The sequence below is a fragment of the Allobosea sp. ASV33 genome (assembly GCF_016428755.1).
Lineage (GTDB): Bacteria > Pseudomonadota > Alphaproteobacteria > Rhizobiales > Beijerinckiaceae > Allobosea.
Map to the genome: position 1 here is coordinate 1 of NZ_JAELTI010000083.1, position 26,474 is coordinate 26,474.

Genomic DNA, 26,474 nt, shown 5'->3' on the forward strand with positions numbered 1-26,474 from the left:
GCCTGATCCTTCCCTATGCGGGGCTCGATGCCGGGCAGCCGGCCTCGCTCTCTCCGGACTATCGCTCGACAGTGGCGCGCAGCCCGCGCCAGGCCCCGATTGCAATCCCGCAGACGCTGACCGAGGTGACCGGGCCGGCCGACTGGTCGCGCCTGATGGGGCCGGCGATGGCCGACCTCACCACCCAGCACAAGGCGGAACCGCAGGGCCAGCGCATCGTCGTGACCGGCCGCGTGCTCGACGAGGACGGGCGCCCGGTGCCGAACACCGTCGTCGAGATCTGGCAGGCCAATGCCGCCGGCCGCTACATCCACGCCAAGGACGATTGGCCGGCGCCGCTCGATCCCAATTTCACCGGCGTCGGCCGCGTCATCACCGACGAGCAGGGCCGCTATCGCTATGTCACGATCCGGCCCGGCGCCTATCCCTGGGGCAACCACAAGAACGCCTGGCGCCCTGCCCATATCCATCTCTCGCTGCTGGGTCCGGCCTTCGCGACGCGATTGGTCACGCAGATGTATTTCCCCGACGATCCGCTGATCGAGATCGACCCGATCGCGAATGCCGTGCCGATGCCCTATCGCCAGCGCATGGTCTCGCGCTTCGATATCGGCACCACCGAGCCGAACTGGGCGCTGGGCTATGTCTTCGACATCGTGCTCAAGGGCCGCGATCAGACGCCGTTCGAGGACGACCATGACGACGACCACTGATCTGGAAAGCCGCAACGCCGCCCCGCGGCAGGACAGCCAGGATCCGTCGATCTTCGGCCAGACGCCGTGGCAGACGGTCGGCCCTTATTTCCACTATGGCCTGCCCTGGAAGGGCGGCGCCGATCTCGTCGGCGTGTCCGATATGGGCGCGCGGCCCGACCTGATGCCGCCGGAGCATTTCCTGCTCTCGGGCTCGAATGTCTCAGGTCAGCCCGAGGGTGAGGTGATCGCGCTCGCCGGCTGCGTCTATGATGCCGCCGGCAAGCCGATCGAGGACGCGATGATCGAGATCTGGCAGGCCAATGCGAACGGCCGCTATGCCAGCCCGGACGATGATCGCGCGGATATCGCGCTCGACCGGCATTTCGTCGGTTTCGGCCGCGCCTCGACCGACAAGGACGGCGTCTACCGCTTCCGCACGATCCGCCCCGGCCGCGTGCCCGGCCCCGGCAACAGCCTGCAGGCGCCGCATATCGCGCTCTCGGTCTTCGGACGCGGCTTGCTGAAGCGTTTGCCGACCCGGCTCTATTTTGCCGATGGCGAGGGCAACGAGACCGACCCGATCCTCGCGCTCGTGCCGGAGGCGCGCCGCCACACGCTGATCGCCCAGCGCAAACCAGACGGAACCTGGTGGCTCGACATCAACCTCGCCGGCGAGAGCGAGACGGTCTTCTTCGACCTGTAGGGGAATGGCGCTCCCACGGCCGTCATGCTCGGGCTTGCCCCGAGTACCTCAGGACGAGAAGGCGCCCTCTCCTGCCAGAGATTCTCGGGTCTGCGCTTCGCTCCGCCCGAGAATGACGGACTTCAGAAGGCGGCCCCTCAGGCCGCCTTCTTCCGTTCCGCAATACGCGCGAGATCGGTCAGCAGCCGGCGCGTTGCCTTCAGCCGCTGCTCGACATTGTCGAAATCGTCGATGAAGACCACGCGCATGTCGGGGCGGACCTTCGCCAGCGTGCCGATCTTCGCGACATACGAAACCAGCCCTTCCGGATTGGCGAACTCGTTGTTGCGGAAGGCGACGATGATGCCTTTCGGCCCGGCCTCGACCTTCTCGACATTGGCGCGCTTGCAGAGCGCCTTGATCGCGACGATCTCCAGGAGTTGGTTGACCTCCTCCGGGAGCGGGCCGAAGCGGTCGACCAGTTCGGCGCCGAAGGATTGCAATTCGGCATCGTCGTCCATGGTCGAGAGGCGCTTGTAGAGCGTCAGCCTCAGCGTCAGGTCGGCGACATAGTGCTCGGGGATCATGACGGGCGCGCCGACCTGGATCGCCGGCGACCATCGCGTCTCGGTCTCGAACTCGATGCCGGCCTTGAGCGCCGCCACCGCCTCCTCCAGCATCTGCTGGTAGAGCTCGTAGCCGACTTCCTTGATATGGCCGGACTGCTCGTCGCCCAGCAGATTGCCGGCGCCGCGGATGTCGAGATCGTGGCTGGCGAGCTGGAAGCCGGCGCCGAGCGTATCCAGCGATTGCAGCACCTTGAGGCGCTTGTCGGCCTGCTCGGTCAGCTTGCGGTTGGCCGGCACGGTGAAGAGCGCATAGGCACGCGTCTTCGAGCGGCCGACGCGACCGCGCAACTGATAGAGCTGGGCGAGGCCGAACATGTCGGCGCGGTGGACGATCAGCGTGTTGGCGCTGGGAATGTCGAGCCCGGATTCGACGATCGTGGTCGAGAGCAGGATGTCGTACTGGCCCTCGTAGAAGGCCGTCATCACGTCTTCCAACGTGCCGGCCGCCATCTGGCCATGGGCGATGCCGACCTTGCACTCCGGAACTTGCTTGTCGAGGAAGTCCTTGACGTCGGCGATATCCTCGATGCGCGGCACGACATAGAAGCTGCGCCCGCCCCGGTAGCGCTCGCGCAGCAGCGCCTCGCGCACGATCAGCGGATCGAACGGCGTGACGAAGGTGCGCACCGCCAGGCGATCGACCGGCGGCGTCGCGATGATCGAGAGTTCGCGCACACCGGTCATGGCGAGCTGGAGCGTGCGCGGGATCGGCGTCGCGGTCAGCGTCAGCATGTGCACCTCGGCGCGCATCTCCTTCAGCTTCTCTTTATGGGCGACGCCGAAATGCTGCTCCTCGTCGACAATGACGAGGCCGAGATCCTTGAAGTCGACGCCCTTGCCGAGCAGCGCATGGGTGCCGACGACGATGTCCATCGTGCCGTCCTTGGCACCCTGCTTCACCGCCTTGAGATCGGCCGAGCCGACGAAGCGCGAGGCCTGGCCGACATTGACCGGCAAGCCGGCAAAGCGATCGGCGAAGTTGCGATAGTGCTGGCGGGCGAGCAGCGTCGTCGGCACCACGACCGCGACCTGCTTGCCGTTGAGCGCGGTCGCGAAAGCGGCGCGCAGCGCAACCTCGGTCTTGCCGAAGCCGACATCGCCGCAGACGAGGCGGTCCATCGGCCGGCCAGCCGCGAGATCGTCGAGCACCGCGTCGATCGTGTTCTGCTGGTCTTCCGTCTCCTCATAGGGGAAGCGGGCGATGAACTCGTCATAGACGCCGGCCGGCGGCACGAGGCGCGGTGCCTCCTTGAGCGCGCGGGCAGCAGCGATCTGGATGAGCTTGCCGGCCATCTCGCGGATGCGTTGCTTGAGCTTGGCCTTGCGTGCCTGCCAGCCGCCACCGCCCAGACGGTCGAGCTGGACCTCCGTGTCCTCCGAGCCGTAGCGCGACAACAGTTCGATGTTTTCGACCGGCAGGAACAGCTTGGAATCGCCGGCATAATGGATTTGAAGACAGTCATGCGGCGCGCCGGCGGCCGTGATCGATTGCAGGCCGATGAAGCGGCCGATGCCGTGATCGACATGGACGACGAGGTCGCCCGGCGCGAGAGAGGAGAGCTCCGCGATGAAGTCCTGCGGGCGCCTGGTCTTGCGGCGTGGGCGGACGAGGCGATCGCCCAGGATGTCCTGCTCGCCGATGACGGCGAGGCGCCCGGCCTCGAAGCCGGTCTCGAAGCCCCAGACCGCGAGCGCGACCGTGCCGGGCTTGAGGTCGAAGGCCGCGCGCAGCGAGCCGGTCATCTGGACGCTCTTCAGGCCGTGGTCTTCGAGCACATGCGCGAGCCGCTCGCGCGAGCCTTCCGACCAGGCGGCGAGGATGACGCGCCTGCCGTCGGCCTCCAGGGCCTTCACGTGAGCAACGGCCGCCTCGAAGACGCTGCCGGACTCGCCCGCGCGCTCGGCCGCGAAGCTGCGGCCCTGCTTGCCGCCGAGATCGAGGACGAGCTTCCCTTCGCTGTCGGGCAGCTGGAACGGCGTGAGCGTCGCGACGCCCGCGGCATCGACCACGCCGCGCCAGTCGGCCGGCGAGAGATAGAGCGCATCCGGCGGCAGCGGCTTGTAGGGAATGCCGCCGCCCCCGCCCTGCTCCAGCGCCGCCTTGCGGGCGTCGTAATAGTCCTTGATCAGGTTGATGCGTTCGCCCACCGCGTCCTCTGCCTGATGGTCGAGCACCAAGGGCACGTCCGGCAGATAGGTGAAGAGCGTGTCGAGCTTTTCGGCCAGCAGCGGCAGCCAGTGCTCCAGCCCGGCCGGGCGGCGGCCTTCGCTGACGGCCTCATAGAGCGTGTCGTCGCGGCCGGGCGTGCCGAAGGTCGAGATATAGGACTGGCGGAAGCGGCGGATGCTCTCGCTCGTCATCTGCGCCTCGGACATCGGCACGAGGTCGAGCCCGCGCAATTGCCCGGTGGTGCGCTGCGTCTCCGGATCGAAGGTGCGGATCGATTCGAGGCTGTCGCCGAAGAAATCGAGCCGGATCGGCGCCGGCATGCCCGGCGGGAAGAGATCGACGATGCCGCCGCGCACGGCGAATTCGCCGGTCTCGCGCACGGTCGAGGTGCGCAGATAGCCGTTGATGTCGAGCCAGCGCGCCAGCTCCTCGATATCGACCATGTTGCCCGGCGCGGCCGAGAAGCTCTCGGAGGCGACCTTGCCGAAGGCCGGCACGCGCTGGAGCGCGGCATTGACGGTGGTCAGCAGCAGGCGCGGCCGCTCGCCCGACTTGGTCTTGGCGAGGCGCGACAGCGTCGTCATCCGGTGCGCGACGATGGCGGGCGCGGGCGAGACACGGTCATAGGGCTGGCAGTCCCAGGCCGGGAAGCTCATCACCTCAAGGTCGGGCGCGACGAATTGCAGCGCGTTCTCAAGCACCTGCAGGCGCTGACCGTCACGCGCGATGAAGACGAGGAGCGCCGGGCCCTCCGCCTTCTTGGCACGGGCGCGGGTCAAGTCGGCAAGCACGACGGCGTCGAACCCGTCGGGCACGCCGGCAAGCGTCGGCTTGTCGCCGCGGTTCAGCGCGTCCAGCAGGCGGTCGAGCTGCGGCTTGGCGATCTGGCTTGGGGGAGGAATGCTCATCGGAAGCGCGTCATTCTCGGGCTTGACCCGAGAATCTCGGGACGAGTGGTCAATAATTCAGAGATGGTCGGGTCAAGCCCGACCATGACGGCCATGGGACCGGCTACACATGAATCGGCTTGTCGTGATGGTGGAAAGCCCGGAGCTTGCGGAACAGTTCCGTGTCGTAGTTCTCCGGCACGGGCGCCTCGCCGGTCACCCAGCTCAGCAGGTCCCGGTCCAGCACCTCGATCAGGCGTTCGAACTCGTCGAGCTCGGCATCGCTGAAGCCGGCGATCGCGTCGTCGGCGAAGCGGCCCATGATCAGGTCCATCTCCCGCATGCCGCGGTGCCAGGCGCGGAACAGGATCTTGCGGCGGCGCGGGTCGAGATCGGCGCTGGAGCGGGTCGAACCGGACATGGGAACCTCGGCAAGAAAACGCCAGGTCCTAAAACCTGGGGGATGGCGCAATGACGACGGGGCCGGCCCCGTCGCGGAGCCTGCCTGAGCAGGCTATATAACGACGCAACCCGGCGAAGTCAGCGGCGAAGCGGCTGTGATCTTCGCGCTCCTGACACTTGCCGAGACCTCTTGCGCCCCTCGATCCTCGATCCGCTCTTCGCTCCGGTCACGACGCTCTCCGGCGTCGGGCCCAAGCTCGGCAAGGTGCTGGACAAGTTTCTCGGCGACGAGACGCGCCCGGCGCGCGTCGTCGACCTGCTGTTCCAATTGCCCACCGGCGCCGTCGACCGGCGGCCGAGCCCCTCGATCGCGGACACGCCGATCGGCGATGTCGCGACCTTCACCGCCCGCGTCAGCGAGCACCGCGCCGCGCCGGCCGGCAAGAAGGCGCCCTATCGCATCATCGTCGAGGACGAGACCGGCGACGTCACGCTCGTCTTCTTCCATGCCGATTCCCGGCATCTGGCGCAGACCCTGCCGATCGGCGCCTATCGCCTGATCTCGGGCAAGCTCGAGCTCTGGGAGGGCATGCGCCAGATGGTGCATCCCGAGCGCATCCTCGATCCGAAGCTCGCGGCGACGTTGCCGGCCTTCGAACCGGTCTATCCGCTGACCGAGGGCATCGGACAGCGCATGATGATGCGGACCGTGCAAGCGGCGGCCGAGCGCTGCCCGGAAATGCCGGAATGGCAGGACCCGGCCTTTCTCGCCAGCAGCGAATTTCCCTCGTTCCATGCCGCGATCGAGGCCCTGCATCATCCGGTCGATCGCAAGGCGGCCGAGGGCGACACCATCGGGCGGCGACGCATCGGCTATGACGAATTGCTGGCGAGCCAGATCGCGCTCGCACTGGTCCGCCGCCAGCAGAAGAAGATCGCCGGACGCGCCACCACCGGCGACGGTGGCTTGCGCTTCCGCATCCAGTCCGCCCTGCCCTTCGAATTGACCGAGGGCCAGCGCAAGGCGATCGCCGACATTCATTCCGATATGGCCAAGCCTGAGAAGATGTTGCGGCTGCTGCAAGGCGATGTCGGCTCCGGCAAGACCGTGGTCGCGCTGATGGCGATGGCCGCCGCCGCCGAGGCCGGGAGGCAATCGGTGCTGATGGCACCGACCGAAATCCTCGCCCGCCAGCATGCCGAGCGATTGGCGCCATTGGCCGAGAAGGCCGGGCTCAAGCTCGCCTTGTTGACCGGCCGTGAGAAAGGAGCCGGCCGCAAGCAGGTGCTTGCCGGGCTGGCCGATGGCTCGATCGACATCGCCGTCGGCACGCATGCCTTGTTCCAGGAGGGCGTTGCCTTCCGCGATCTCGCGCTCGCGGTCGTCGACGAGCAGCACCGCTTCGGCGTGCACCAGCGCCTGCTGCTCGGCTCCAAGGGCGAGGCGGTCGACGTACTGGTCATGACCGCAACCCCGATCCCGCGCACGCTGGCGCTGACCTGGTTCGGTGACATGGATGTCTCGATCCTCTCGGAGAAGCCGGCGGGCCGGAAGCCGATCGTCACGCGCGCCGTCTCCTCCGAGCGCTATGACGAGGTCGTCGGCGCGATCGGCCGCGCCGTCGAAAGCGGCGCGCAGGCTTACTGGGTCTGCCCGCTCGTGCAGGAATCCGATACGCTCGACGTCGCAGCCGCGCAGGAGCGCTACGATGCCCTGCGCGACATCTTCGGTGACAAGGTCGGCCTGCTCCATGGCCAGATGCCCGGCCGCGACAAGGACGCCGCCATGGCTGCCTTCGTCGCCGGGCAGACGCGCATTCTGGTTTCGACCACCGTGATCGAGGTCGGCGTCGACGTGCCCAATGCCAGCGTCATGGTGATCGAGCATGCCGAGCGCTTCGGCCTCGCCCAGTTGCATCAGCTGCGCGGACGCATCGGGCGCGGCTCGGCCGCCTCGACCTGCCTTTTGCTCTACAAGGGGCCACTTGGCCCCGTCGCTGAGGCGCGGCTCACCATCATGCGCGAGACCGAGGACGGCTTCCGCATCGCCGAGGAGGATCTGCGCCTGCGTGGCGAGGGCGAGGTGCTCGGCACCAAGCAGTCGGGCTCGCCGGACTGGCGCATCGCCCGGCCGGAGATCGATGGCGACCTGCTCGCGGCGGCGCGCGATGATGCGCGGCTCCTGATCGAGCGCGATCCGCACCTGGAAACGCCGCGCGGCCAGGCGATCCGGGTTCTGCTCTATCTGTTCGAACGGGACGTCGCGATCCGGCTGCTCAGGGCGGGATAGCCCGGCTGCTGCCACGGCTTCGTCACCCGGCGCCTAGCAATGGCGCTTTGACGCTGCCAGGAGCAATCCTGATCAAGCGAGCCCTCGCTTGCTCGTCCAGTGTCGCGCCACTTCGTGGAGAGAACATGGACCCGGTCAAGGCAGCCATCTGGTGCATCGAAAGCCGCTTCACCGCCGAACTCACGCTCGACGAGATCGCCGAGGTCAGCGGCGTCTCGCGCTTCCATCTCAGCCGCGCTTTCGGCGTGGCGACCGGCCGCTCGGTGATGCGCTATGTGCGCGAGCGCCGGCTGTCGGAGGCGGCGCGCCAGCTTGCGGACGGCGCGCCCGATATCCTCACGGTCGCGCTCGACTGGGGCTATGGCTCCCACGAAGCCTTCACCCGCGCCTTTCGCGAGCAGTTCGGCATCACGCCGGAAGAGCTGCGCGCCAAGCGCGACCTCTCATCGCTCGCTCTCGTGGAGCCTCTTTCCATGCATGACATCGCCACCGCTCCCATCGCCGAACCGCGCATCGTCACGGGCAAGCCCCTGCTGATCGCCGGGTTCAGCGGCCATTTCTCGATGGACAAGACGCAAGGCATCCCGCTGCTCTGGCAGAAGATCGCCCCGCATTTCGGCCATATCCCCGGCCAGCGCGGTTATGTCGCCTATGGCGCGAGCTATAATTGCGACGATAGCGGCGCCTTCGACTATATCGCCGGGGCTGAAGTCTCCTCCTTCGGCGACCTGACCGACGAGTTCGCGCGGCTAAGCGTCCCTGAGCAGCTCTGCGCGGTGTTCGAACATACAGGCCATATCACCGGCATCGCCCAGACCTACAAGGCGATCTGGCAGGACTGGTTCCCGAAATCGGGCCGCGAGCCCGCGATGGGCGTCACGCTGGAGCGCATGGACGAGCGCTTCGACGGCGCGACCGGCAACGGCATCGTCGAAATCTGGGTGCCGCTCAAGCGCTGACCGGTGGTTTCGTTTCGATCTTCGGCTTGCCGTTCTGTTCGCCGGGCTGGATCAGCCCGGCCGACATGATGAGCTTGGCGCCGTCCTCGACCGAGATCGAGAGCTCGATGATCTCGCGCCGTGGCAGGTAGAAGAAGAACCCGGTGGTCGGGTTCGGCGTACAGGGCAGGAAGACGCCGACCTGCTCGTCACCCTCCGGCAGGCGTTCGGCGATCTCGGGCGCCGCCTCCTGCGCGATGAAGACGATCGACCACATGCCCGGCTGCGGGAACTGCACCATCCCGACCTTGCGGAACGAGGTGCCGGATTGCGAGAAGATCGTCTCGAAGACCTGTTTCACGCCCTTGTAGAGGCCGCGGATCACCGGCATGCGATTCAGGATCGCCTCGCCGGTATTGATCAGCGAACGACCGATCAGGTTATGCGTCATCGAGCCGAGGAAAGTCAGGCCGATCAGCGCGATGACGAGCCCGAAGCCCGGCACCGGATAAGGCAGGTAGGCGTCGGGCAGATAGGCATTCGGGATGAGCGGCTTCACCAGCCCGTCGATGAAGGTGATGAACCACCAGGTCACCGAAGCCGTGATGGCGAGCGGCGCGGCGATGACGAGCCCGGTCAGGAAATAGCGGCGCAGCCGCGCGCCCCAGGTCTGGCGCAGGATTTCCGTGGGCAGGATGAGCCGGGGATCGGGGAGGCCGGCTGTCATGCGTTATCCCACCCCACCGTTGCGATCTCCGATTCCCTTGCGGACGCTTTATCGCGCCGCGATATGACAAGATACGCGAGGCGGCTTCATCCGCCATCCCCGCCATTCGGGCAAGCAAGGACGAGGCCGTGAGCGAGAACGATCAGCCGCGACGTCGATGGTCGCGGTCGCTGCTGTTCGCCCTGGGCTGGATCCTCACCGGGCTCGGCGTGATCGGGCTCATCCTGCCGCTGATGCCCGGCACCGTCTTCCTCATCGCCGCGGCCTGGTGCTTCTCGCAATCCTCCCCGCGCTTCGAAGCCTGGCTCGTCGGTCATCCCCGTCTCGGGTCGCATGTCCGGCGCTGGCGCGAGACCGGCGCCATCGCGCGGCGGGCGAAATATCTCGCCTGCGGCTCGATGGCGCTGAGCTTCGTCCTGCTGACACGGACGAGTGCGCCGCCGATCGCGCTGGCGACGGCGGCGTTTTGTCTGGTCGGCGCGGGGCTTTATGTCGCGAGCAGGCCCGAGGGTTGAGCCGCCTCACTCCACCGTGACGGATTTCGCCAAGTTGCGCGGCTGGTCGACGTCCTTGCCCATGAAAACCGCCGTCTGATAGGCGATCATCTGGATCGGCAGAGCGTAGACGATCGGCGCGAAGGTCGGATCCATGTCGGGCATCACGATCGTCGCCTCGGGCTCGATGCCGCATTCCGCAGCGCCCTTGGCATCGGTGATCAGGATGATGCGACCGCCGCGCGCCGCGACCTCCTGCATGTTGGACGCCGTCTTCTCGTAGAGCGCGTCATGCGGCGCGACGACGATGACCGGCATGTCCTCGTCGATCAGCGCGATCGGCCCGTGCTTCAGTTCACCCGCCGGATAGCCTTCCGCGTGGATGTAGCTGATTTCCTTGAGCTTCAGCGCGCCCTCCAGGGCCAGCGGGAAGCTTGTGCCGCGGCCGAGATAGAGCACGTCCTTGGCCTTTGAGAGCTCGCGGGCGAGCTTCTCGATCTCGGGCTCCAGCTCGAGCGCCTTGGCGATCAGGCCGGGCAGCGCGATCAGATGCTGCACATGGCTCGCTTCCTCCTCGGCCGAGAGCGTGCCGCGGGCCCGCGCCGCAGCAAGCGCGAGCGAAGCGAACACGGCGAGCTGGCAGACGAAGGCTTTGGTCGAAGCGACGCCGATCTCGGGGCCGGCGAGCGTCGGCGCGACCGCATCGCTTTCGCGCGCGATCGTCGAGGTCGGTACGTTGACGACCGAGAGGATGGCCTGCCCGTTCTGGCGGGCGTAGCGCAGCCCGGCCAGCGTGTCGGCGGTCTCGCCGGATTGCGAGATGAAGAGCGCCAGGCCGTCCTCCGGCAGCGGCGCCTCGCGGTAGCGGAACTCCGAGGCGACATCGATCTCGACCGGCAGGCGGGCCAGCTTCTCGAACCAGTATTTCGCGATGAGGCCGGCATAATAGGAGGTGCCGCAGGCGCTGATGGTCAGGCGCGAGAGGCCGTTCCAATCGATCTTGTCGCCGAAGGGCAGACGCACCTTTCCGTTGGCCATGTCGAGATATTGCGTCAGCGTGTGGCCGACGACCTCCGGCTGTTCGTAGATCTCCTTGGCCATGAAGTGGCGGTGATTGCCCTTCTCGACCAGGAAGGCGCCGGCGGCGACGCGCTGGGCGCGGCGTTCCACCTGCGTGTTGGTCTTGTCGTAGAAGGTCGCGCCACGACGGTGGAGCACGACCCAGTCGCCCTCTTCGAGATAGGCGATGAGATTGGTGAAAGGCGCCAGCGCCAGCGCGTCCGAGCCGAGATACATCTCGCCGTCGCCGATGCCCACCGCGAGCGGCGAACCCTTGCGGGCGCCGATCAGCAGGTCTTCCTCGCCCTGGAACAGGAAGGCGAGCGCGAAGGCGCCATGCAGGCGCGGCAGGCTCGCGCCAACCGCATCGGCCGGCGACTTGCCGCGATCGAGCTCACGCGTGACGAGATGCGCGACGATCTCGCTGTCGGTCTCCGTCTCGAAGACATAGCCATCGGCCTGAAGCTCGGCGCGCAACTCGCGGAAATTCTCGATGATGCCGTTATGGACGACCGCGAGCTTCGATGTCGCGTGCGGGTGGGCGTTGGTCTCGTTGGGCTTGCCGTGGGTCGCCCAGCGGGTATGGCCGATGCCGATCAGGCCTTCGAGCGGCTCGTTCGACAAGCGGATCTCGAGATTCTTGAGCTTGCCCTCGGCCCGGCGGCGGGTGAGCTGGCCGCCCTCGAGCGTCGCGACACCGGCAGAATCGTAGCCGCGATATTCAAGCCGGCGCAGCGCCTCGACGACCTGCGTCGCGACCGCTTCCTTGCCGAGAATCCCGACGATGCCGCACATGGGCAAACCCCTCAAGCCGTTGCTGTCGGCAAAGCGCATAGCCGCGATCGGCGCGCGTGCCCAATCAATTGAGATGACGAACTGTGAACGGCGGATTGCCCGATCCGCCGTGATTCACGTCTATTCCGCCGCTTTCTTGGCGCCTTTCCGGGCCGCAGCGACGGCACGGAACGCCTTCGCCCAGCCTTCCTTCTCGACCTGCTTGCCGCGGCCGATGGCGAGGGCGTCGGGCGCGACATCGCGGGTGATGACCGAACCGGAGCCGATATAGGCGCCCTCGCCGATCGTCACCGGGGCCACCAGCGAGGAGTTCGAGCCGACGAAGGCGTTGGCGCCGATCGTCGTTTTCGCCTTGTTGAAGCCGTCATAGTTGCAGGTGATCGTGCCGGCGCCGATATTGGCGGCCGCGCCGACCGAGGCATCGCCGATATAGGTGAGATGGTTGACCTTGGCCCCGGGGCCGATATCGGCCGCCTTCACCTCGACGAAATTGCCGACCTTCGCCTTCTCGGCCAGCCGGGTTCCCGGCCGCAGCCGCGCGAACGGGCCGATATTGGCGTCGGCGCCGATCCGGGCACCTTCCAGATGCGAGAAGGCATGGATCACCGCGCCGTCGGCGACCTGCACACCCGGCGCGAAGACCACGTTCGGCTCGATCACGACATCGCTGCCGATCACGGTATCATAGCTGAAGAAGACGGTGTCGGGCGCGATCAGCGTCGCACCGCCAAGCATCACGGCAACGCGCTTGCTCCGTTGGAATTCCGCTTCCGCGGCGGCCAGTTGCGCGCGATCGTTCACCCCCTGCACCTCGCTTTCCGACGCCCGCAGCACGACCGCGTCGAGCCCGCGCGCCCGAGCGACGGTTACGGCATCGGTCAGGTAGAACTCGCGCTGGGCATTGTCGTCGCCGATCGCCTCCAGAATCGAGAGAGCGTGCCCGCCCGAGAGCGCCATCAGCCCGGCATTGCAGAGGTTTATAGCGCGCTGTTCCGGCGTCGCGTCCTTGTGCTCGACGATGGCTTCGAGATGACCGTCATTCTCGACGAGCCGGCCATAGCCCGTCGGGTCCTTCGCCTCGAAGCCGAGCACGGCGACGGCGGCGCCGCCGGACAGAGCGTCGCGAAGTGCCACGAACGTCTCCGGGCGCACCAGCGGCGTGTCGCCAAAGGCGATGATGACGTCGTCATGAGCCTTGGCGAGTGCGGCCTTCGCGGCGAGAGCCGCATGCGCGGTGCCCCGGCGCTCGCTCTGGATCGCGATCTGTGCGTGCGGAACGAGCCTGTGGGCCTCCTCGCCGACCTCCGGGCGCTCCGAGGAGATCACGACGGCGACGTCGTCGGCTCCGGCCTCGGAGACCGACGCGAGTACATGGCCGAGCAAAGACCTGCCGGCGAGCGCATGGAGCACCTTCGGGCGCCGCGATTTCATCCGGGTGCCCTCTCCGGCCGCCAGGACGATCGCGAGGCAGGATCGGGCCGGCTGCATTTCGGTCATGTTTCTCGTTTCCCTTGCAGGGCATGGTCGAACCACAGCCCGCACATCACAATCGCATTCACGCATGCTCGCGTTGCAGGCGCCGTGGATAGCCGATCCGCGCGCCTTTTGGCAAAGTTCAATCGCGGTAAAAGGCGGCTTTCGGGGGCGATGCACATGTAGGCCTAGCCACGGCTTGATTTCTGGAGATTGCACCCTGCGAAAGGCGTGCATCTTCCCGGTCGGAAAGGCTTTTCAGGCCAACTGGAAATGCTCTAGAAGCGCGAGGGGCGAGGGCGTCGCCCGCGTAGTTTGGATCCCATGTCGAAACCCTTGAATCGTAGGCAGTTTCTGGAAGGCGCCGCCGGTGGCGCAGCGCTGCTCTCGCTGGCCGGGCCTGCGGCGGCGCAGGCGCCCACGGGTGCCGCTTCCTTCAATATCACCACCCTGGTGGACGGGCAGCGTTTCGACCCGGCGCTCGTCGTCGATGCAGCCCGGACCCTGGCCCAGCGCCCGCTGATTCCGCTGGCGGCCAACGACCTGCCCGAGGGCTACGCCGCCCTGCCCGCGGATCAGTATGCGGGAATCCGCATGCAGCCGGGCGCCACGGTCTGGGCCGGCGAGAATCGCGGCTTCACGCTCGAGCCGCTGCATCGCGGCTTCGTGTTCTCCAATCCGGTCAGCCTGTTCACGATCGAGGACGGCACGGTGCGGCGCATCGGGTTCGATCGCAGCAAGTACGACTACGGGCGGGTCACCCCGCCGCCCACCAGCGCCGACCTGCAATTCTCGGGCATGCGGATCGCGGCCGGGCTGGAGCGGCCCTTCGAAGTCGCGGTCTTCCAGGGTGCGACCTTCTTCCGTGCCCTGGCGCGCGGCCAGAATTTCGGAGCGATCGCGCGCGCCCTGATCCTGCGGCCCGGCGAGACGCGCGGCGAGGAACTGCCGTTCTTCCGGGCGTTCTGGATCGAGCGGCCGAGCCCGGCCGTCGGTTCGCTGGTGATTCACGGCCTGCTCGATTCGGAGAGCGTCGCCGGCGCCGTGCGGATGACGCTGCGCCCTGGCGACGTCACCTTCATCGATGTCGAGATGACGCTGTTCGCGCGCCAGGCGCTGGACCATGTCGGCTTCGGCTGCACCAGCGGAACCTTCCTCTCCGGTCCGCAGAGCCGGCGCGTCTTCGACGACGTCCGCCCCTCGATCGGCGAGGTTTCGGGCGTCCAGATGCAATCGGGCGCCGGAGAGTGGATCTATCGCCCCGTCAACAACCCCGCGACCCTGCAGGTCTCCTCCTTCGTCGACGAGAACCCCAAGGGCTTCGGCCTCGTCCAGCGCGAGCGCGATCCGGCCGCCTTCCAGGACGACGACCAGCGCTTCGAGCTCAGGCCGAGCGTCTGGATGGAGCCGCTCGGTGACTGGGGTGCAGGTTCCGTGCAGCTCATCGAAATTCCCAGCGATTCCGAGCCGAACAAGAACATCATCATGTACTGGCGGCCGAAGCAGCCGCTCGCGGCCGGCAGCGAGACCTCGCTGAGCTACCGCCAGGCTTGGTGCTGGCAGCCGCCGGAGCGCCCGGCGCTCGCGATCGCCACCCGCTCGCGGCAAGGCAAGGGCTCGCAGGGACGCCGGCGGCGCTTCATCGTCGAGTTCACCGGCGACAGGCTTGCCGACGCAGCCCTCGTCGCCTCGACGCGCGCGACGATCACGGCGCAACCCGGGGCCGTGCATAGCGTCCGGCTCTGGCCCTATCCCGAGCGCAAGCTGATGCGGGTGGGCTTCGAGGTCGACCCCGGCAACGACAATCTGTCCGAGCTTCGGCTCGTCCTGCAATCGGGCGGTCAGCCCGTCTCTGAGACCTGGTTGAATCGATGGACCTGGTAACGGCGCCCCGCGACGCCATGGAAGCGGAACAGCGCAGCTACAGCGTGGCCCGCGAACCGGCCACGCCCCCCGAAGAGCCTCTGGTCATGCCGGTGCAGTCGTTCCGGAGCTGGAAGGCTTCGGATCGCCGCGCCCCGGCAGCGCCTGCCAATTGGACGACGCCCTGGCTGAAGCGCCTCTTCGTCTTCGGCGGCGGCCTGGCGCTCACCGCCTTCGGCGCCTGGGAAATGTACAATGTCGTGTCGGTCAGCCGCACGACCTCGCTGCAGTATGCCTTGCTCGTGCTATTCACGATCAACTTCTCGTGGATCGCGCTCGCCTTCACCAGCGCGCTGCTCGGCTTCTTCGGCGTGCTGTTCGGCGCCGGCCGGGCGGACCGCGCCGAGAGCCTGAAGCACCGCACCGTCGTGGTGATGCCGATCTACAACGAATCGTCCGCGCGCATCTTCGCGGCCGTGGCGGCGATCCGTGAATCGGTCGAGGCGACAGGCCTTGGCGACCATTTCGACTATTTCATCGTCTCCGACACCACCAACCCGGATGTCTGGGTGGCGGAGGAACGGGCTTTCCTCGCCCTGCGCGAGCGGCTCGGACCGAACTCGAGAGTGTACTACCGGCACCGGCCGAAGAACCATCATCGCAAGGCCGGCAATATCGCCGATTTCGTCACCCGCTGGGGCGGGCTCTACGAGCACATGGTCGTGCTCGACGCCGACAGCCTGATGACCGGCACCTGCATCGTGCGCCTCGCAGCGGCGATGGAGAACGACCCCGATGCCGGCATCATCCAGTCGCTGCCGCTGATCATCAACCGCAACACCTTCTTCGCGCGGCTGCAGCAATTCGCGGCGCGGGTCTACGGCCCGGTCATCGCCACGGGCCTCGCCATGTGGTCCGGCCGCGACGGCAATTACTGGGGCCATAACGCGATCATCCGCACGAAGGCCTTCGCCGACCATTGCGGCCTGCCGGACCTGAAGGGCAAGCCGCCCTTCGGCGGGCATGTGCTCAGCCACGATTTCGTCGAGGCTGCGCTGATCCGCCGCGCCGGCTGGTCGGTCTACATGCTGCCGGACCTGACGGGCTCCTACGAGGAAAGCCCGCCCTCGCTGATCGACATCTCCGTGCGCGACCGGCGCTGGTGCCAGGGCAATCTCCAGCATTCGCGGATCATGGGCGCCAAGGGCTTCGTCATGCCGACGCGCCAGCATTTCGCCACCGGCATCATGGGGTATCTCGCCTCGCCCCTCTGGCTGATGCAGCTCGTGGTCGGCATTCTGATCGTGCTGCAGGTCAATTACGCGCGGCCCGAGTATTTCACGCAGGAATTCACGCTCTTCCCGGTCTGGCCGCGCTTCGACCCCGAACGCGCCTTGCGCCTGTTCGCGATCACCATGGGGATCCTGCTGGCGCCGAAGCTGTTCGGCCTGCTGCTGACGCTGTTCAACACCAAGCTCCGGCAAGCCGGCGGCGGCGCGATCCGCCTGATCGTCTCGGCGCTGATCGAGGTGCTGTTCTCGGCTTTCTTCGCGCCGATCATGATGCTGATCCAGTCCGGGTCGGTCTTTCAGATCCTGCTCGGCCGCGACACCGGCTGGAACCCGCAGCGGCGCGACGACGGCTCGATCCCGCTGAAGGACATCATCCGCCGGCACCGCACCCATACCGTGCTCGGCCTCGTCACCGGCCTCTCGGCCTTCATGATCGCGACCTCGCTCTTCGCCTGGATGTCGCCGACGATCGTCGGCCTCGTGCTGGCGATCCCGCTGTCATGGGCCTCGGGCCAGCTCGCCATCGGCCTCTGGCTCAAGCGCCACAAGCTCCTGATGACGCCGGAGGAAGGCGCTCCGCCCGCCATCGCGACGCGCGCCAACGAGTTGCAGGCCGAGTTCGAGAAGGCAGGCTACGACGACGCCGATGGCATCAAGGCACTGCATGGCGATGCCGAGTTGCGCCACGCCCACGAGCTGATGCTGCCCTATGGCCAGTCGCGCCGCCGCGGCGAGATCGAGCCTGACCGCGCCGTGGCGCAGGCCAAGCTCGTCGATGCCGAGACGGTCGACGACGCCGCGATCTGGCTGAAGCCGAAGGAGCGCATGGTTGTGCTGCACGACCGGGCCCTGATCGGATTGCTGGCCTCTCTGCCGCCGGTCGAGGCCAAGGGCTGAGGCCGGCAGTTTTCCGCGGAACCACCGCCGTCATCCCGGGCTTGCCCCGGGATCCATCGGAGGGCTCCGTAGCTCTACGATGGATCCCGGATCACCGCTGCTGCGCAGCTTGTCCGGGATGACGGCGTCGCTCCATCAGCAATCAGCGCCCCTCAGCCCTGCTCGAACGCCACCATGCAGCCGAAAGCCTGTTCCGCCGGCACGAAGAGCCGCTCGTCGCCGCGCTGGAACGACACTTCATTCTCGGTCAGGCGCTCCGCCACGGCTTCGAGATCGGGCACGGTGACGCAGAAGCCGAGGAAGCGGGCCGGCGTCGTGTCCGGTTCGACGAGATAGGCGCCTTGCGCGGCCTCGGGATCGAGCACGTCGATGCGCCCGCGCGGCAGGGCGAGCACGTAATCCTCGTTGCCCTCCAGCACTTCGGCGCCGCCGCTGAAGGCCGAGAGGAAAGCGCGGTGAAAAGCCGGCTCCTCCGCCAGCATCACGACAGCGGAGAGCGCGGTGGCTCCATTCGGGTGCTGCTGGAATTCCGGGTTCCAGAAATTCTGCGGTTCCAATTGCTGGCAGACGAAGAAACCGCATTCCGGCGCACGCGAATCGGCGGCGAAGGCCAATTCGAAGGCGACGCGGACATCGCTGCCGTCAGGGCGCCTGGCGCGGCGCTCGAAGAAGAACGGCTCGAAATCGCCGATGCCCTGGGCCTTGAAGGCGGCGGCATCGGCCTTAGCGTCGGTGCTTTCCAGCACCAGCATTGAGAGGCCCTCGCCCTGCCCGGCCAGGGCTTCGCGCACAAAGGCGCCGAAAGAGAATCGGCGCTCGCCATGAGGCGGGATAGCGGCATCGTCGGCGATCGTCACCAGTTCGAGGAAGGAGCCGGGAAACTGCACGATCCGGTTCTCGGTGCCCCAGGGGTGGCGGTTGCGGGCGCCGACGCGGAAGCCGAGCTTTTCGTAGAAGTGCCAGGCGGCATCGAGGTCGCGGACACCGATGACGAGATGGTCGAGACCGCGGGGCGTTGAGGCTGTTGCAGACATGGCAGGCTCCGTCGACAGGCGTATCGGAGCACAAGGCTAGCACAGATCAAGGCGCGGTCATGTCGCGCGTTCAGGGCTCGATATAGTGCGGCAGGAAGCGCGAGGTATTCTTTGTGATCGGCGAGGCATCCTCGCGGATGCAAAGCCCGCAGGCCTGCGAGGCGACGAGCCAGGAGCCGAGCACGGCGTATTTGCCCTCTGCCGAGAACAGGTTAGTCGCTGCATCCTGCAGGACATGGCCTTCGGCGCCATAGGGACCATCGTCGCTGTCGAGCACGCGGCCGCGCTCCATCAGCGTGACATTGGCGCCTTCGCGCGAATAGAGCGGCTTGCGCACATGGCGGGCCGAGAGCGTCGCGCAGCGCGGATCGCCCTCGAAGAAGGCCGGCAGCAGATTGGGATGGCCGGGCTCCATCTCCCAGAGGCAGGCGAGCAGGCCCTTGTTGGAGAGAACAGCCTTCCAGGGCGGCTCGACGAACTGGCAGCCCGAACGGTTAAGCGCCTTGCCGTAGCTCTCCCGGAACATCCACTCCCAGGGATAGAGCTTGAACAGCGTCTCGATCGGCTGGTTGGCGCCGTCGCAGAAGCGCCCGTCGGTGAGGAGGCCTAGCTCCTCGATATAGGTGAAGCGCGCATCGAGCCCGGCCTGAACCGCGCAATCGGCGAGGTAGTCGACCGTGCCCTTGTCCTCCGGGCTGCCCTGCACGCAGGTCAGGTGCAGGCGATAGGGCAAAGGCTCGCGCAGGCCCTTGAAGGCCGCGATCAGGCGCTCGTGCAGGGAGTTGAACTGGTCGGAGCCCTTCGGGATCGCGCCGCGCGCCATCGCCTGCTCCAGCCAGTCCCATTGCACGACGCTCGATTCGAACAGGGCTGTCGGCGTATCCGCGTTGTATTCGAGCAGCTTCGCCGGCCCGCGCCCGTCATAGGCAAGGTCGAGCCGACCGTAGAGGTTGCGCTCGCCGCGCTGCCAGCTCTCCCGGATGTAATCCCAGTGCTCGGCGGGAATCGCGAGCTTCGTCAGGATCTCCTCATGGTCGAGCGCCTTCTCGATGAAGGCGAAGCAGAGCTGTTCGATCGCCTCGGTCGGCCCTTCGATATCGCGCTCAATCTCCTCCAGCGTGAAGGCGATCGCCGCGCTCTCGTCCCAATAGGTCTCGCCGTCGATCGTGTGGAAGGCGAAGCCCAGGCGCTCGACCTGCTCGACCCAGTCCGGACGCGGCGGAAGCGTGACGCGGCGCATGTCAGGACGAGGAATGCGAGGAGAAGGAGCGCGCGGTCGAGCCGAAGCCGCCGCGCGAGGAAACGCTGGTGGTCGAGACGCTGCCGCCGCGCGAGCCCCCGGCGAAGGCGGCCGTGACATTGCGGCCGGACGTCGTCGAATAGGCCCGCGAATGGCTGCTACTGCCATAGGAGCCGCCGCCGCCCGATGAACCGGAGGACGAGCGGGCCTGCTGGCATTCGGGCTGCGTCGAGCCCGGCGGGCAGGCTGAGGTGGTCGGCGGCATCAGGGGCTGCGCCTGTGCCTGCCCGCCGGAGAGGCCGCGCGCGAGCATGAATCCGGCCAGGGCCGGGATGAAATACTGGGCGCCGCCAATGGTAGCCGAGCCGCAGCCATTGGCGCCGTATTGGGCCTCGCAGGCGGTCTGGCTCTGGAATTTCGGCGCGTCCTTGAGCCGCGCCGCGGTCGCCTCCGAGAAGGCGGTCTCGCATTGCTGCGCCGTGAGTTGCCCGGCTGCGCGGCAATCGCTCAGGCTGTCGTAGACGAGATTCTCCTCCTGGCTGTCTGATGTCATCGACCAGACGGTGGCGACGAGGAGGACGCCGGCAGCCCCGAGGCCGATCTGAGAGGAGCGCTTCATGGCCGCCTCATTCCGTCATGCTGGCCGCGGCCAGCGTCCCCGACACCACGGCGATCACCGCAAGCATCACCGCGGAGGGCAAGCGGTCCTCCGCGATCTTCCGCGACAGCTCCGGGATCAGCAGCCGCGCCAGCCCATAGGCCGCGAACTGGATGATCATCGCCGCGACGGCCCAGAGCACGCAGTCGGGAATGCTGCTGGCCTGGGATATCGCCTGCTCCAGCGGCAGCGAGAAGCCGACCGTATTGCCGCCGAGCGCGACGGCCGCCGAGAGATTGCCGCCACGGATCAGGGCGATCTCGTCATGGGCAGTCATCCGCAGATAGATCGCCACGAAGGCAGCGATCAGGGCCGCGCCGACGACGAAATAGAGGAGGAACGCGGGCAGGCCCGCCATCGAGATCGTCATGCGCCCTGCCCCATGCCGCTGCGAGGACTTCAGGTCCACGATGCCACATAGTCGGGCGAGCGAGAAAACCGCGCAAGCCGTCATCTGGCTTACAGCGCATCCTTCCAGCGCTTCGAAAAGATCGCGCCATCAAAACCCGGGATCAAACACCTCGTTCAAACCGCCGGACGGAGACCTCTCCGAACGCTCAAAATCCTGATCGGCGCGTGCATGTACTCACTCGCCTCCGCGCGCCGGTGCAATCGCGAGAGCGTGTCCGCACCGTCCAGGACACGCCCGAATGCGGCGAAGCCGGCCCCGTCGGGGTTTCGCCGCCCGCCTTCGTCGAGTTCGGCCTGGTCGCCGATGCAGATGAAGAAGCCATGCCCGCCGGTTCCCGGCGCCTTTCGCGCCAGCGACAGCGTGCCATCGAGATGCCGCAAGCCGCTCGACGAGGTCGGCTCATGGGGGACGGGAGGCAGTGGTGGAACGCGCTCCTCGCCGGGCCCCGGCGAACCGAACTGGATGACCTCGATCGGGTGAAGCGTCCCCGGCGCCTGGTTGGCAAGAGTCACGATCCTGTAGATCGTCGCAGCATCGAGATGGCCGCCATCGACATAGGCCAGGAAGTTGGCAGCCGTGAGAGGCGCGCGGGCTTCGTCGATGCCAAGGACGAAGCCGCCCTCCTCGGTGTCTACCGTGACCGGCGTCAGGCCAGCACCCTGCATCTCAATCTCCATCGATAGGAACGCCAGCACTGGCGACCGAGGGCCAAAGGTTTCATGCGCGAGACGGCGCGCAACGGAGCCTTGGGGTATCCTTCCCAAGGCTCTTTGAGAATGAGCCGGGCTTCGCCTTCTGCCAATCGTCCACCCTGCATGGAGGCCACGCTATCGGCGAACTGCCGAACCGCGCCCCTATCGCATCGCTCTGGAGGCTTGCGGCCGCCCACCTGGAATGCTAGTACACTTGTATACAAGAAGCCTTCTACAAAAAGATCCAGGGTGGAAATGGAGCCTATTGCCGTCAGCGTCGCGCGGCCGCACGCGCTCAGCCTGGTTTCAGGCTCGCGGCCGAATCCCGGACCGGGTGAAGTGAAGCTGCGTGTCCGTCGCGCCGGAATCTGCGGCTCCGACATGCATATTCTCCACGGCTCCAATCCCTTTGCCTGTTACCCCCGCATCATCGGACATGAATTCGCCGGCGAGGTTACCGCGATCGGCGAAGGCGTCTCCGCGCTCGCGATCGGCGACCATGTCGTCGCCGACCCGGTCGTCTCCTGCGGCCACTGCTATCCCTGCCGCCGCGGCCGGCCCAATGTTTGCGCCACGCTCGAGGTCATCGGCGTCCATCGCGACGGCGGCTTCAGCAGCGAAGCAATCCTGCCCGCGAAGAACGCGGTGAAGGTTTCGCGCAACCTGTCATTTGCCGTGGCCGCCCTGGCCGAGCCGCTTTCGGTCGCCGCCAACGCGCTGACCGCGACGGGCTGCGACGCCGAGGACACCGTGCTGGTCTATGGCGCGGGTACGGTCGGCATCACGGTGCTGCAGGTCGCCAAGCTGAAGGGCGCCCGCTGCATCGTCGTCGATATCGACGAGGCCCGGCTGGAGCGTGCCAAGGCATTCGGTGCCGATCTCACCATCCACTCCCCTTCCCGCTCCGTCCCCGAAGCAGTGAAAGCGGAAATGGACGGCCTCGGCCCTTCGGTGGTGATCGACGGCGCCGGCATCCCGGCCTTGCTGGAGGAAGCCTGCCGCGTCGCCAGCCCCGCCGGCCGCATCGGTCTGCTGGGCTTCTCGCCCGCGCCCTGCAATGTCAGCCAGCAGGACATCGTCCGGAAGGAGCTGTCGCTCTTCGGCTCGCGCCTGAACCGGCGGCTCATTCCCGAGGTCGTGAGCTGGCTCGAAAGCGGCCGCCTCGATCCGGCACCCATGATCACGCAGACCTTCGCCGCACGCGATGCGCGCGCGGCCTTCGATTTCGTCGAGACGCATCCCGATCGCCTGCTCAAGGTCCAGCTCGCCTTCGACGAATAACCCGGGCTGACCGGGCCCCGCTCACAGGAAAGGGAGAGAAACAATGTTGTCCAAGCGCGGAATCATGAAGTCGCTTTGCGGTATCGCAGCGGTGGGGCTGTTCGGCATGGCCACGCTCGCGTCAGCGCAGGCGCAGAACGCCCCCGGCATTCTCCAGAGCATCCTTCAGCGCGGCACGATCCGCATCGCGGTCCTCGGCAGCCTGCCGCCCTATAGCCGCGTGATGCCCAATGGCGAGCCGGAAGGGTACGATATCGACATCGCCAAGCGGCTCGCCGAGGCGCTGAAGGTCAAGCCGGAATTCATCATCTCGGACATCCCGGCGCGCGTCACCGCCCTGCAGACCCGCAAGGCGGACGTCACGATCGCGGACTTCACCCGCAACGTCGAGCGCTCGACCTCGATCGCCTTCACCAACCCCTATCTCGTCACCACGATGCGCCTGCTCCTGCCGGCGAACAGCCCCTACAAGACCATCGCGGAGGCCAACGAGGCCGGCATCCGCGTCGCGATCTCGCGTGGCGGCACCGCCGAGCGCGCCGTCCCGGCCAATATGCCGAAGGCCCAGATCATCCGCTTCAACACCCAGGCCGACGAGCTCAACGCCGTGTTGACCGGCCAGGCCGACGCGATGGCCGAGGACAATTTCTACAACGGCAACGCCATCAAGGAGAACCCGGGCAAGCTGCGCGAGGCCGAGGGCGACCTGGCCCGCGCCGAGATCGCCATCGGCCTGCCGGCCGGCGACGCGGACTGGCTGCGCGTGCTGAACCTCTTCGTCGATCAGTTCAACGCCTCCGGCGACAACAAGAAGCTGTTCCAGAAGTGGTTCGGCTTCGAGCAACCGCCGATCCAGGCGAAGTACTGAGTTCGCACATGCGGCGACGCCCTCACGGGCGTCGCTCTTCCGCCGCGGAGTGCATCGGCGCCAGTTGAGCCGATGCCGGACAGGAAGGCCTGATCGGTGCCCTATTATTTCTCGTTTCGCAGCATCTATCCCTATCTCGGCGATCTCGCTGCCGCAGCTCAGGCGACGCTGCTGCTGTCCGTGCTCGCGATCGTGCTGAGCGTCGCCATCGGCTCCGGGGTCGCGCTGATGCGCCGCTCGGATTCGCGCCTCCTGCGCTTTACAGGCGGGCTCTATGTCGAGGTGATGCGCAACACGCCGCTGCTGGTCATCCTCTACATCGTCTATTTCGCGCTGCCGCAGCTCGGCCTGCGCATGTCGCCCTTCAATTCCGCGCTGATCGGGCTGACGCTGAACAGCGCCGGCTATATGGCCGAGATCATTCGCGCCGGCCTCGTCGCCGTGCCGCCCGGCCAGTTCGAAGCCGCCGCCTCGCAGGGCTTCACCCGCGTTCAGCTCTACCGCCACATCGTGCTGCCGCAGGTCTTCCGCACGATCTACGCCCCGCTCGGCAACCAGTTCATCGCCGTCATCCTCGCGTCGTCGCTGGCCTCGGCCGTCGCGGTCGAAGAGGTCGCGTCCTGGATGCAGACGGTCGGCTCCTCCTCGTTCCGCTTCTTCGAGACCTTCGTCATCGCGGCAGTGGTCTATCTCGTGCTCTGCCAGATCGTGAACCTCGGGCGCATCGCCATCGGGCGCTGGCTGTTCCGCCAGCCGGAGGCCTATCGATGAGCGCACAACTGCTCACCTACATGCCGCTGTTGCTGAAGGCGGCGCTCGTCACCATCTGGCTGTCCTGGCTCGCCCTGCTGATCGGCGCGGTCGGCGGCACGCTGATAGCGCTCGCCCGGATGTCCACGTTCCTGCCGCTGCGGCTGCTGGCTCTGCTGTTCACCGAGTTCTTCCGCTCGATCCCGATCCTGATCGTGCTGTTCTTCGTGTTCTTCGGCATGCCGCTGGTCTTCGGGATCGATCTGTCTCCGTTCACCGCAACGACCGTCGCGCTGGCGCTCCATGCCAGCTCGACCATGTCGGAGGTCATCCGGGCCGGGCTCGAAAGCGTCGGCAAGGGCCAGTGGGAAGCCGCGCGGGCCGCCGGCATGACCTATTGGCAGATGATGCGCCACGTCATCGTGCCCCAGGCGGTGCGCGTCATCCTGCCGCCTTCGGTCGGCGTCTATATCGCGACGCTGAAGGAATCCTCGCTCGCCTCGATCATCGGCTATGTCGAGCTGACCAAGACCGGCCTCCTGATCCGCGAAACCATGGGCTCGAGCTTCGTGCCGCTGCTCCTGCTGGCGCTGATCTACTTCCTCATCAATTACGGCATCTCGCTCGGCGGGGCTGCGCTCGAACGGCGCTTCCACGTCAACACCCGCCTCATGACGGCCGGAGCAGGACAATGACCGACACCGTTCTCAAGTTCGACCATGTCGTGAAGCGCTTCGGGGACAGGACGATCCTCGACGGCGTCTCGACCACCGTGCAGGCCGGCGAGATCGTCTGCTTCATCGGCCCCTCCGGCACCGGCAAGTCGACGCTCCTGCGCTGCGTTAACGGCCTCGAGACCATCGAGGGCGGCAACATCCTCTTCGAGGGCAAGGCCGTGCAAGCCAAGCAGCGCAGCATCATCGACGTGCGCCGCCGCATCGGCATGATCTTTCAGCACTTCAATCTCTACCCGCATCTGACGGCGCTGGAGAACGTCATGCTGGCTCCGGTCGTCGTCCATGGCGAGGACCGCAAGACCGTCGAGGAACGGGCGCGAGGCCTGTTCGAGAAGGTCCGGCTGTCGCACCGCATCAACGCCTATCCGGCGCAGATGTCCGGCGGCGAGCAGCAGCGCGTCGCGATCGCCCGTGCGCTCGCGACCAATCCGCATATCCTGCTCTTCGACGAGCCGACCTCCGCGCTCGACCCAGAGACCGTCGGCGAAGTGCTGGCCGTGATGCGCGATCTCGCCGTGGAAGGCCGGACCATGCTGGTCGTGACACACGAGATCCGCTTCGCGGCCGATGTCGGCACGCGCATGGTCTTCCTGGACGGCGGCAAGATCGTCGAGGAAGGTAACCCGCGCGAGATGCTGGCGGCTCCCAAGAGCGAGCGCGCCAAGCGCTTCCTCAGCACCATCAGCAACGCCGCGCATTGACGCCCGATGGTCGTGGTCCCGAAAGCCGAGAGCCGCTGGACCGTCACCCAGGTCTATGACGACCTGAGCGGGCGCATCCTCACGGGCCAGTTACGGCCGGGAGAGGCGCTGTCCGAGATCAAGATGGCGGCGCATTACGGTTTGAGCCGGACCCCGGTCCGCCAGGCCTTTCACCGCCTTTCCGTCGAGGGCTTGCTCTCCATCGTCCCTCAGGTCGGCAGCTTCGTCGCGCCGATTCAGCTATCGGCCGTTCGCGATGCGCAATTCGTGCGGCAAACCGTGGAATGTCGCGCCGTGCGCAGCGCCGCCATCGCTACGGGCCACGAGAAGGAGCGTGTGCTGAACAGTTTGCTCAAGGAGCAGGCCAGGATCATCACCCGCCGCGACCATTATGGGTTCTTCAGCTCCGACGAGGATCTGCATCGGGCGCTCATGCTGATCGCCGGTCATCCGCATGTCTGGGATTTCATTCTCTCGATGAAAACCCAGCTCGATCGCCTGCGCTATCTCTCGCTGGAGAGCCAGGAGTGGCTCGAAATGATCTTCCACCAGCATGAGCAACTGGTGAAATGCGTGCTCTCGCAGGATGCCGATGGAGCCGTGGCGTTGATGGAGACCCATCTGCACAGCGCCTCGCTGGCGCTCGAAAAGATCGCCGTCGAGCACGCCGAGTTTTTCGAGGATTCGCCGCCTCAGCCCGGCGGCACGCCGCCAAAATCGCTTTGAACTTGCCTATCTGAGAAAGCACGCGACCATGGAACAGACTTGGCGGTGGTGGGGACCCAACGACATCATTCCCCTCGATCAC

The 26,474-nt window shown here is 66.7% G+C and carries 23 protein-coding genes; 13 read left to right on the plus strand and 10 right to left on the minus strand.

What is annotated here, in order from left to right; translation table 11 throughout:
• Positions 1-2 precede the first annotated feature (2 nt).
• Positions 3-713, plus strand: coding sequence for a protocatechuate 3,4-dioxygenase subunit beta (pcaH, locus tag JHD80_RS20370; RefSeq protein WP_199091232.1), 711 nt, complete (start codon positions 3-5; stop codon positions 711-713).
• Positions 697-1,398: a protocatechuate 3,4-dioxygenase subunit alpha gene (gene pcaG, locus JHD80_RS20375; RefSeq protein ID WP_199091233.1), complete on the plus strand. Its 702-nt coding sequence runs from the start codon at positions 697-699 to the stop codon at positions 1,396-1,398. Before pcaH ends, pcaG begins: the two co-directional genes overlap by 17 nt.
• A 137-nt stretch (positions 1,399-1,535) precedes the next feature.
• Here pcaG and mfd read toward each other — a convergent pair whose 3' ends face one another.
• Together mfd and JHD80_RS20385 are read right to left on the minus strand one after the other, a co-directional pair.
• Entirely contained in the window at positions 1,536-5,084 is a 3,549-nt protein-coding gene (gene mfd / locus JHD80_RS20380; protein WP_199091234.1) for a transcription-repair coupling factor, read from the minus strand.
• Between the two features lie 103 nt (positions 5,085-5,187).
• Positions 5,188-5,484, minus strand: coding sequence for an FAD assembly factor SdhE (locus JHD80_RS20385; RefSeq protein ID WP_199091235.1), 297 nt, complete (start codon positions 5,482-5,484; stop codon positions 5,188-5,190).
• 171 nt (positions 5,485-5,655) lie between these two features.
• Between JHD80_RS20385 and recG the strand changes: the two genes are divergently transcribed.
• Positions 5,656-7,755: an ATP-dependent DNA helicase RecG gene (gene recG, locus JHD80_RS20390; RefSeq protein ID WP_199091237.1), complete on the plus strand. Its 2,100-nt coding sequence runs from the start codon at positions 5,656-5,658 to the stop codon at positions 7,753-7,755.
• Positions 7,756-7,880: 125 nt separating this feature from the next.
• Complete coding sequence (locus JHD80_RS20395) at positions 7,881-8,714, plus strand: AraC family transcriptional regulator (RefSeq protein WP_199091239.1); 834 nt, start codon at positions 7,881-7,883, stop codon at positions 8,712-8,714.
• Here the strand turns inward: JHD80_RS20395 and JHD80_RS20400 are convergent.
• Entirely contained in the window at positions 8,704-9,420 is a 717-nt protein-coding gene (locus tag JHD80_RS20400) for a DUF502 domain-containing protein (RefSeq protein WP_199091241.1), read from the minus strand. The two genes, JHD80_RS20395 and JHD80_RS20400, sit on opposite strands and share 11 nt — an antisense overlap.
• A gap of 128 nt (positions 9,421-9,548) precedes the next feature.
• Between JHD80_RS20400 and JHD80_RS20405 the strand changes: the two genes are divergently transcribed.
• A complete protein-coding gene (locus tag JHD80_RS20405) occupies positions 9,549-9,935 on the plus strand; it encodes a DUF454 family protein (RefSeq protein ID WP_199091242.1) in 387 nt (128 codons plus the stop codon).
• A gap of 6 nt (positions 9,936-9,941) precedes the next feature.
• Here the strand turns inward: JHD80_RS20405 and glmS are convergent, their stop codons facing one another.
• A complete protein-coding gene (gene glmS / locus JHD80_RS20410) occupies positions 9,942-11,768 on the minus strand; it encodes a glutamine--fructose-6-phosphate transaminase (isomerizing) (protein WP_199091244.1) in 1,827 nt (608 codons plus the stop codon).
• A 120-nt stretch (positions 11,769-11,888) separates the two neighbouring features.
• Positions 11,889-13,256 (minus strand): bifunctional UDP-N-acetylglucosamine diphosphorylase/glucosamine-1-phosphate N-acetyltransferase GlmU, encoded by a 1,368-nt coding sequence (gene glmU / locus JHD80_RS20415; RefSeq protein ID WP_199091266.1) that lies wholly within the window; start codon positions 13,254-13,256, stop codon positions 11,889-11,891.
• Positions 13,257-13,565: 309 nt separating this feature from the next.
• Here glmU and JHD80_RS20420 point away from each other — a divergent pair, with 309 nt between their 5' ends.
• Together JHD80_RS20420 and mdoH are read left to right on the plus strand one after the other, a co-directional pair.
• On the plus strand, positions 13,566-15,125 hold the full coding sequence (locus JHD80_RS20420) for an OpgD/OpgG family glucan biosynthesis protein (RefSeq protein ID WP_199091246.1): 1,560 nt from the start codon (positions 13,566-13,568) through the stop codon (positions 15,123-15,125).
• A 17-nt stretch (positions 15,126-15,142) separates the two neighbouring features.
• Positions 15,143-17,293, plus strand: coding sequence for a glucans biosynthesis glucosyltransferase MdoH (gene mdoH / locus JHD80_RS20425; RefSeq protein ID WP_248311685.1), 2,151 nt, complete (start codon positions 15,143-15,145; stop codon positions 17,291-17,293).
• Positions 17,294-17,445: 152 nt separating this feature from the next.
• Here the strand turns inward: mdoH and JHD80_RS20430 are convergent, their stop codons facing one another.
• From JHD80_RS20430 to JHD80_RS20450, 5 genes are all read right to left on the minus strand, one after another.
• Positions 17,446-18,327: a VOC family protein gene (locus JHD80_RS20430; RefSeq protein ID WP_199091250.1), complete on the minus strand. Its 882-nt coding sequence runs from the start codon at positions 18,325-18,327 to the stop codon at positions 17,446-17,448.
• A gap of 70 nt (positions 18,328-18,397) precedes the next feature.
• A complete protein-coding gene (locus tag JHD80_RS20435; RefSeq protein ID WP_199091252.1) occupies positions 18,398-19,567 on the minus strand; it encodes a glutathionylspermidine synthase family protein in 1,170 nt (389 codons plus the stop codon).
• 1 nt (position 19,568) lies between these two features.
• Complete coding sequence (locus JHD80_RS20440) at positions 19,569-20,186, minus strand: DUF1190 domain-containing protein (RefSeq protein ID WP_199091254.1); 618 nt, start codon at positions 20,184-20,186, stop codon at positions 19,569-19,571.
• Between the two features lie 7 nt (positions 20,187-20,193).
• Positions 20,194-20,595 (minus strand): DUF350 domain-containing protein, encoded by a 402-nt coding sequence (locus JHD80_RS20445; protein ID WP_199091256.1) that lies wholly within the window; start codon positions 20,593-20,595, stop codon positions 20,194-20,196.
• Positions 20,596-20,750: 155 nt separating this feature from the next.
• A complete protein-coding gene (locus JHD80_RS20450; protein WP_199091258.1) occupies positions 20,751-21,302 on the minus strand; it encodes a peptidylprolyl isomerase in 552 nt (183 codons plus the stop codon).
• Between the two features lie 282 nt (positions 21,303-21,584).
• Between JHD80_RS20450 and JHD80_RS20455 the strand changes: the two genes are divergently transcribed.
• From JHD80_RS20455 to JHD80_RS20480, 6 genes are all read left to right on the plus strand, one after another.
• Positions 21,585-22,610 (plus strand): Zn-dependent oxidoreductase, encoded by a 1,026-nt coding sequence (locus JHD80_RS20455; RefSeq protein WP_199091260.1) that lies wholly within the window; start codon positions 21,585-21,587, stop codon positions 22,608-22,610.
• 43 nt (positions 22,611-22,653) lie between these two features.
• The gene (locus tag JHD80_RS20460; protein ID WP_038363331.1) at positions 22,654-23,478 is read left to right on the plus strand and encodes a transporter substrate-binding domain-containing protein; all 825 of its coding nucleotides are present in this window, start codon (positions 22,654-22,656) and stop codon (positions 23,476-23,478) included.
• Between the two features lie 96 nt (positions 23,479-23,574).
• Positions 23,575-24,249 (plus strand): amino acid ABC transporter permease, encoded by a 675-nt coding sequence (locus JHD80_RS20465; RefSeq protein ID WP_038363328.1) that lies wholly within the window; start codon positions 23,575-23,577, stop codon positions 24,247-24,249.
• Positions 24,246-24,923 (plus strand): amino acid ABC transporter permease, encoded by a 678-nt coding sequence (locus JHD80_RS20470; protein ID WP_199091262.1) that lies wholly within the window; start codon positions 24,246-24,248, stop codon positions 24,921-24,923. The genes JHD80_RS20465 and JHD80_RS20470 overlap by 4 nt, the downstream gene beginning before the upstream one ends.
• The gene (locus JHD80_RS20475; RefSeq protein WP_038363322.1) at positions 24,920-25,666 is read left to right on the plus strand and encodes an amino acid ABC transporter ATP-binding protein; all 747 of its coding nucleotides are present in this window, start codon (positions 24,920-24,922) and stop codon (positions 25,664-25,666) included. Before JHD80_RS20470 ends, JHD80_RS20475 begins: the two co-directional genes overlap by 4 nt.
• A gap of 6 nt (positions 25,667-25,672) precedes the next feature.
• Positions 25,673-26,392, plus strand: a complete 720-nt coding sequence (locus JHD80_RS20480; protein ID WP_199091264.1) for a GntR family transcriptional regulator — start codon at positions 25,673-25,675, stop codon at positions 26,390-26,392.
• The last annotated feature ends 82 nt before the right edge of the window (positions 26,393-26,474 follow it).

Excerpts from the sequence above, each read along its gene's own strand:
- JHD80_RS20400 (WP_199091241.1), bottom strand. The coding sequence starts at position 9,420 with ATGACAGCCGGCCTCCCCGATCCCCGGCTCATCCTGCCCACGGAAATC.
- JHD80_RS20445 (WP_199091256.1), bottom strand. The coding sequence starts at position 20,595 with ATGACGATCTCGATGGCGGGCCTGCCCGCGTTCCTCCTCTATTTCGTC.
- glmU (WP_199091266.1), bottom strand. The coding sequence starts at position 13,256 with ATGCAGCCGGCCCGATCCTGCCTCGCGATCGTCCTGGCGGCCGGAGAG.
- JHD80_RS20435 (WP_199091252.1), bottom strand. The coding sequence starts at position 19,567 with ATGCGCCGCGTCACGCTTCCGCCGCGTCCGGACTGGGTCGAGCAGGTC.
- JHD80_RS20480 (WP_199091264.1), top strand. The coding sequence starts at position 25,673 with ATGGTCGTGGTCCCGAAAGCCGAGAGCCGCTGGACCGTCACCCAGGTC.
- mfd (WP_199091234.1), bottom strand. The coding sequence starts at position 5,084 with ATGAGCATTCCTCCCCCAAGCCAGATCGCCAAGCCGCAGCTCGACCGC.
- JHD80_RS20450 (WP_199091258.1), bottom strand. The coding sequence starts at position 21,302 with ATGCAGGGTGCTGGCCTGACGCCGGTCACGGTAGACACCGAGGAGGGC.
- JHD80_RS20385 (WP_199091235.1), bottom strand. The coding sequence starts at position 5,484 with ATGTCCGGTTCGACCCGCTCCAGCGCCGATCTCGACCCGCGCCGCCGC.
- JHD80_RS20420 (WP_199091246.1), top strand. The coding sequence starts at position 13,566 with ATGTCGAAACCCTTGAATCGTAGGCAGTTTCTGGAAGGCGCCGCCGGT.
- glmS (WP_199091244.1), bottom strand. The coding sequence starts at position 11,768 with ATGTGCGGCATCGTCGGGATTCTCGGCAAGGAAGCGGTCGCGACGCAG.
- JHD80_RS20475 (WP_038363322.1), top strand. The coding sequence starts at position 24,920 with ATGACCGACACCGTTCTCAAGTTCGACCATGTCGTGAAGCGCTTCGGG.
- JHD80_RS20460 (WP_038363331.1), top strand. The coding sequence starts at position 22,654 with ATGTTGTCCAAGCGCGGAATCATGAAGTCGCTTTGCGGTATCGCAGCG.
- JHD80_RS20395 (WP_199091239.1), top strand. The coding sequence starts at position 7,881 with ATGGACCCGGTCAAGGCAGCCATCTGGTGCATCGAAAGCCGCTTCACC.
- pcaG (WP_199091233.1), top strand. The coding sequence starts at position 697 with ATGACGACGACCACTGATCTGGAAAGCCGCAACGCCGCCCCGCGGCAG.
- JHD80_RS20430 (WP_199091250.1), bottom strand. The coding sequence starts at position 18,327 with ATGTCTGCAACAGCCTCAACGCCCCGCGGTCTCGACCATCTCGTCATC.
- JHD80_RS20440 (WP_199091254.1), bottom strand. The coding sequence starts at position 20,186 with ATGAAGCGCTCCTCTCAGATCGGCCTCGGGGCTGCCGGCGTCCTCCTC.
- JHD80_RS20455 (WP_199091260.1), top strand. The coding sequence starts at position 21,585 with ATGGAGCCTATTGCCGTCAGCGTCGCGCGGCCGCACGCGCTCAGCCTG.
- JHD80_RS20470 (WP_199091262.1), top strand. The coding sequence starts at position 24,246 with ATGAGCGCACAACTGCTCACCTACATGCCGCTGTTGCTGAAGGCGGCG.
- mdoH (WP_248311685.1), top strand. The coding sequence starts at position 15,143 with ATGGAAGCGGAACAGCGCAGCTACAGCGTGGCCCGCGAACCGGCCACG.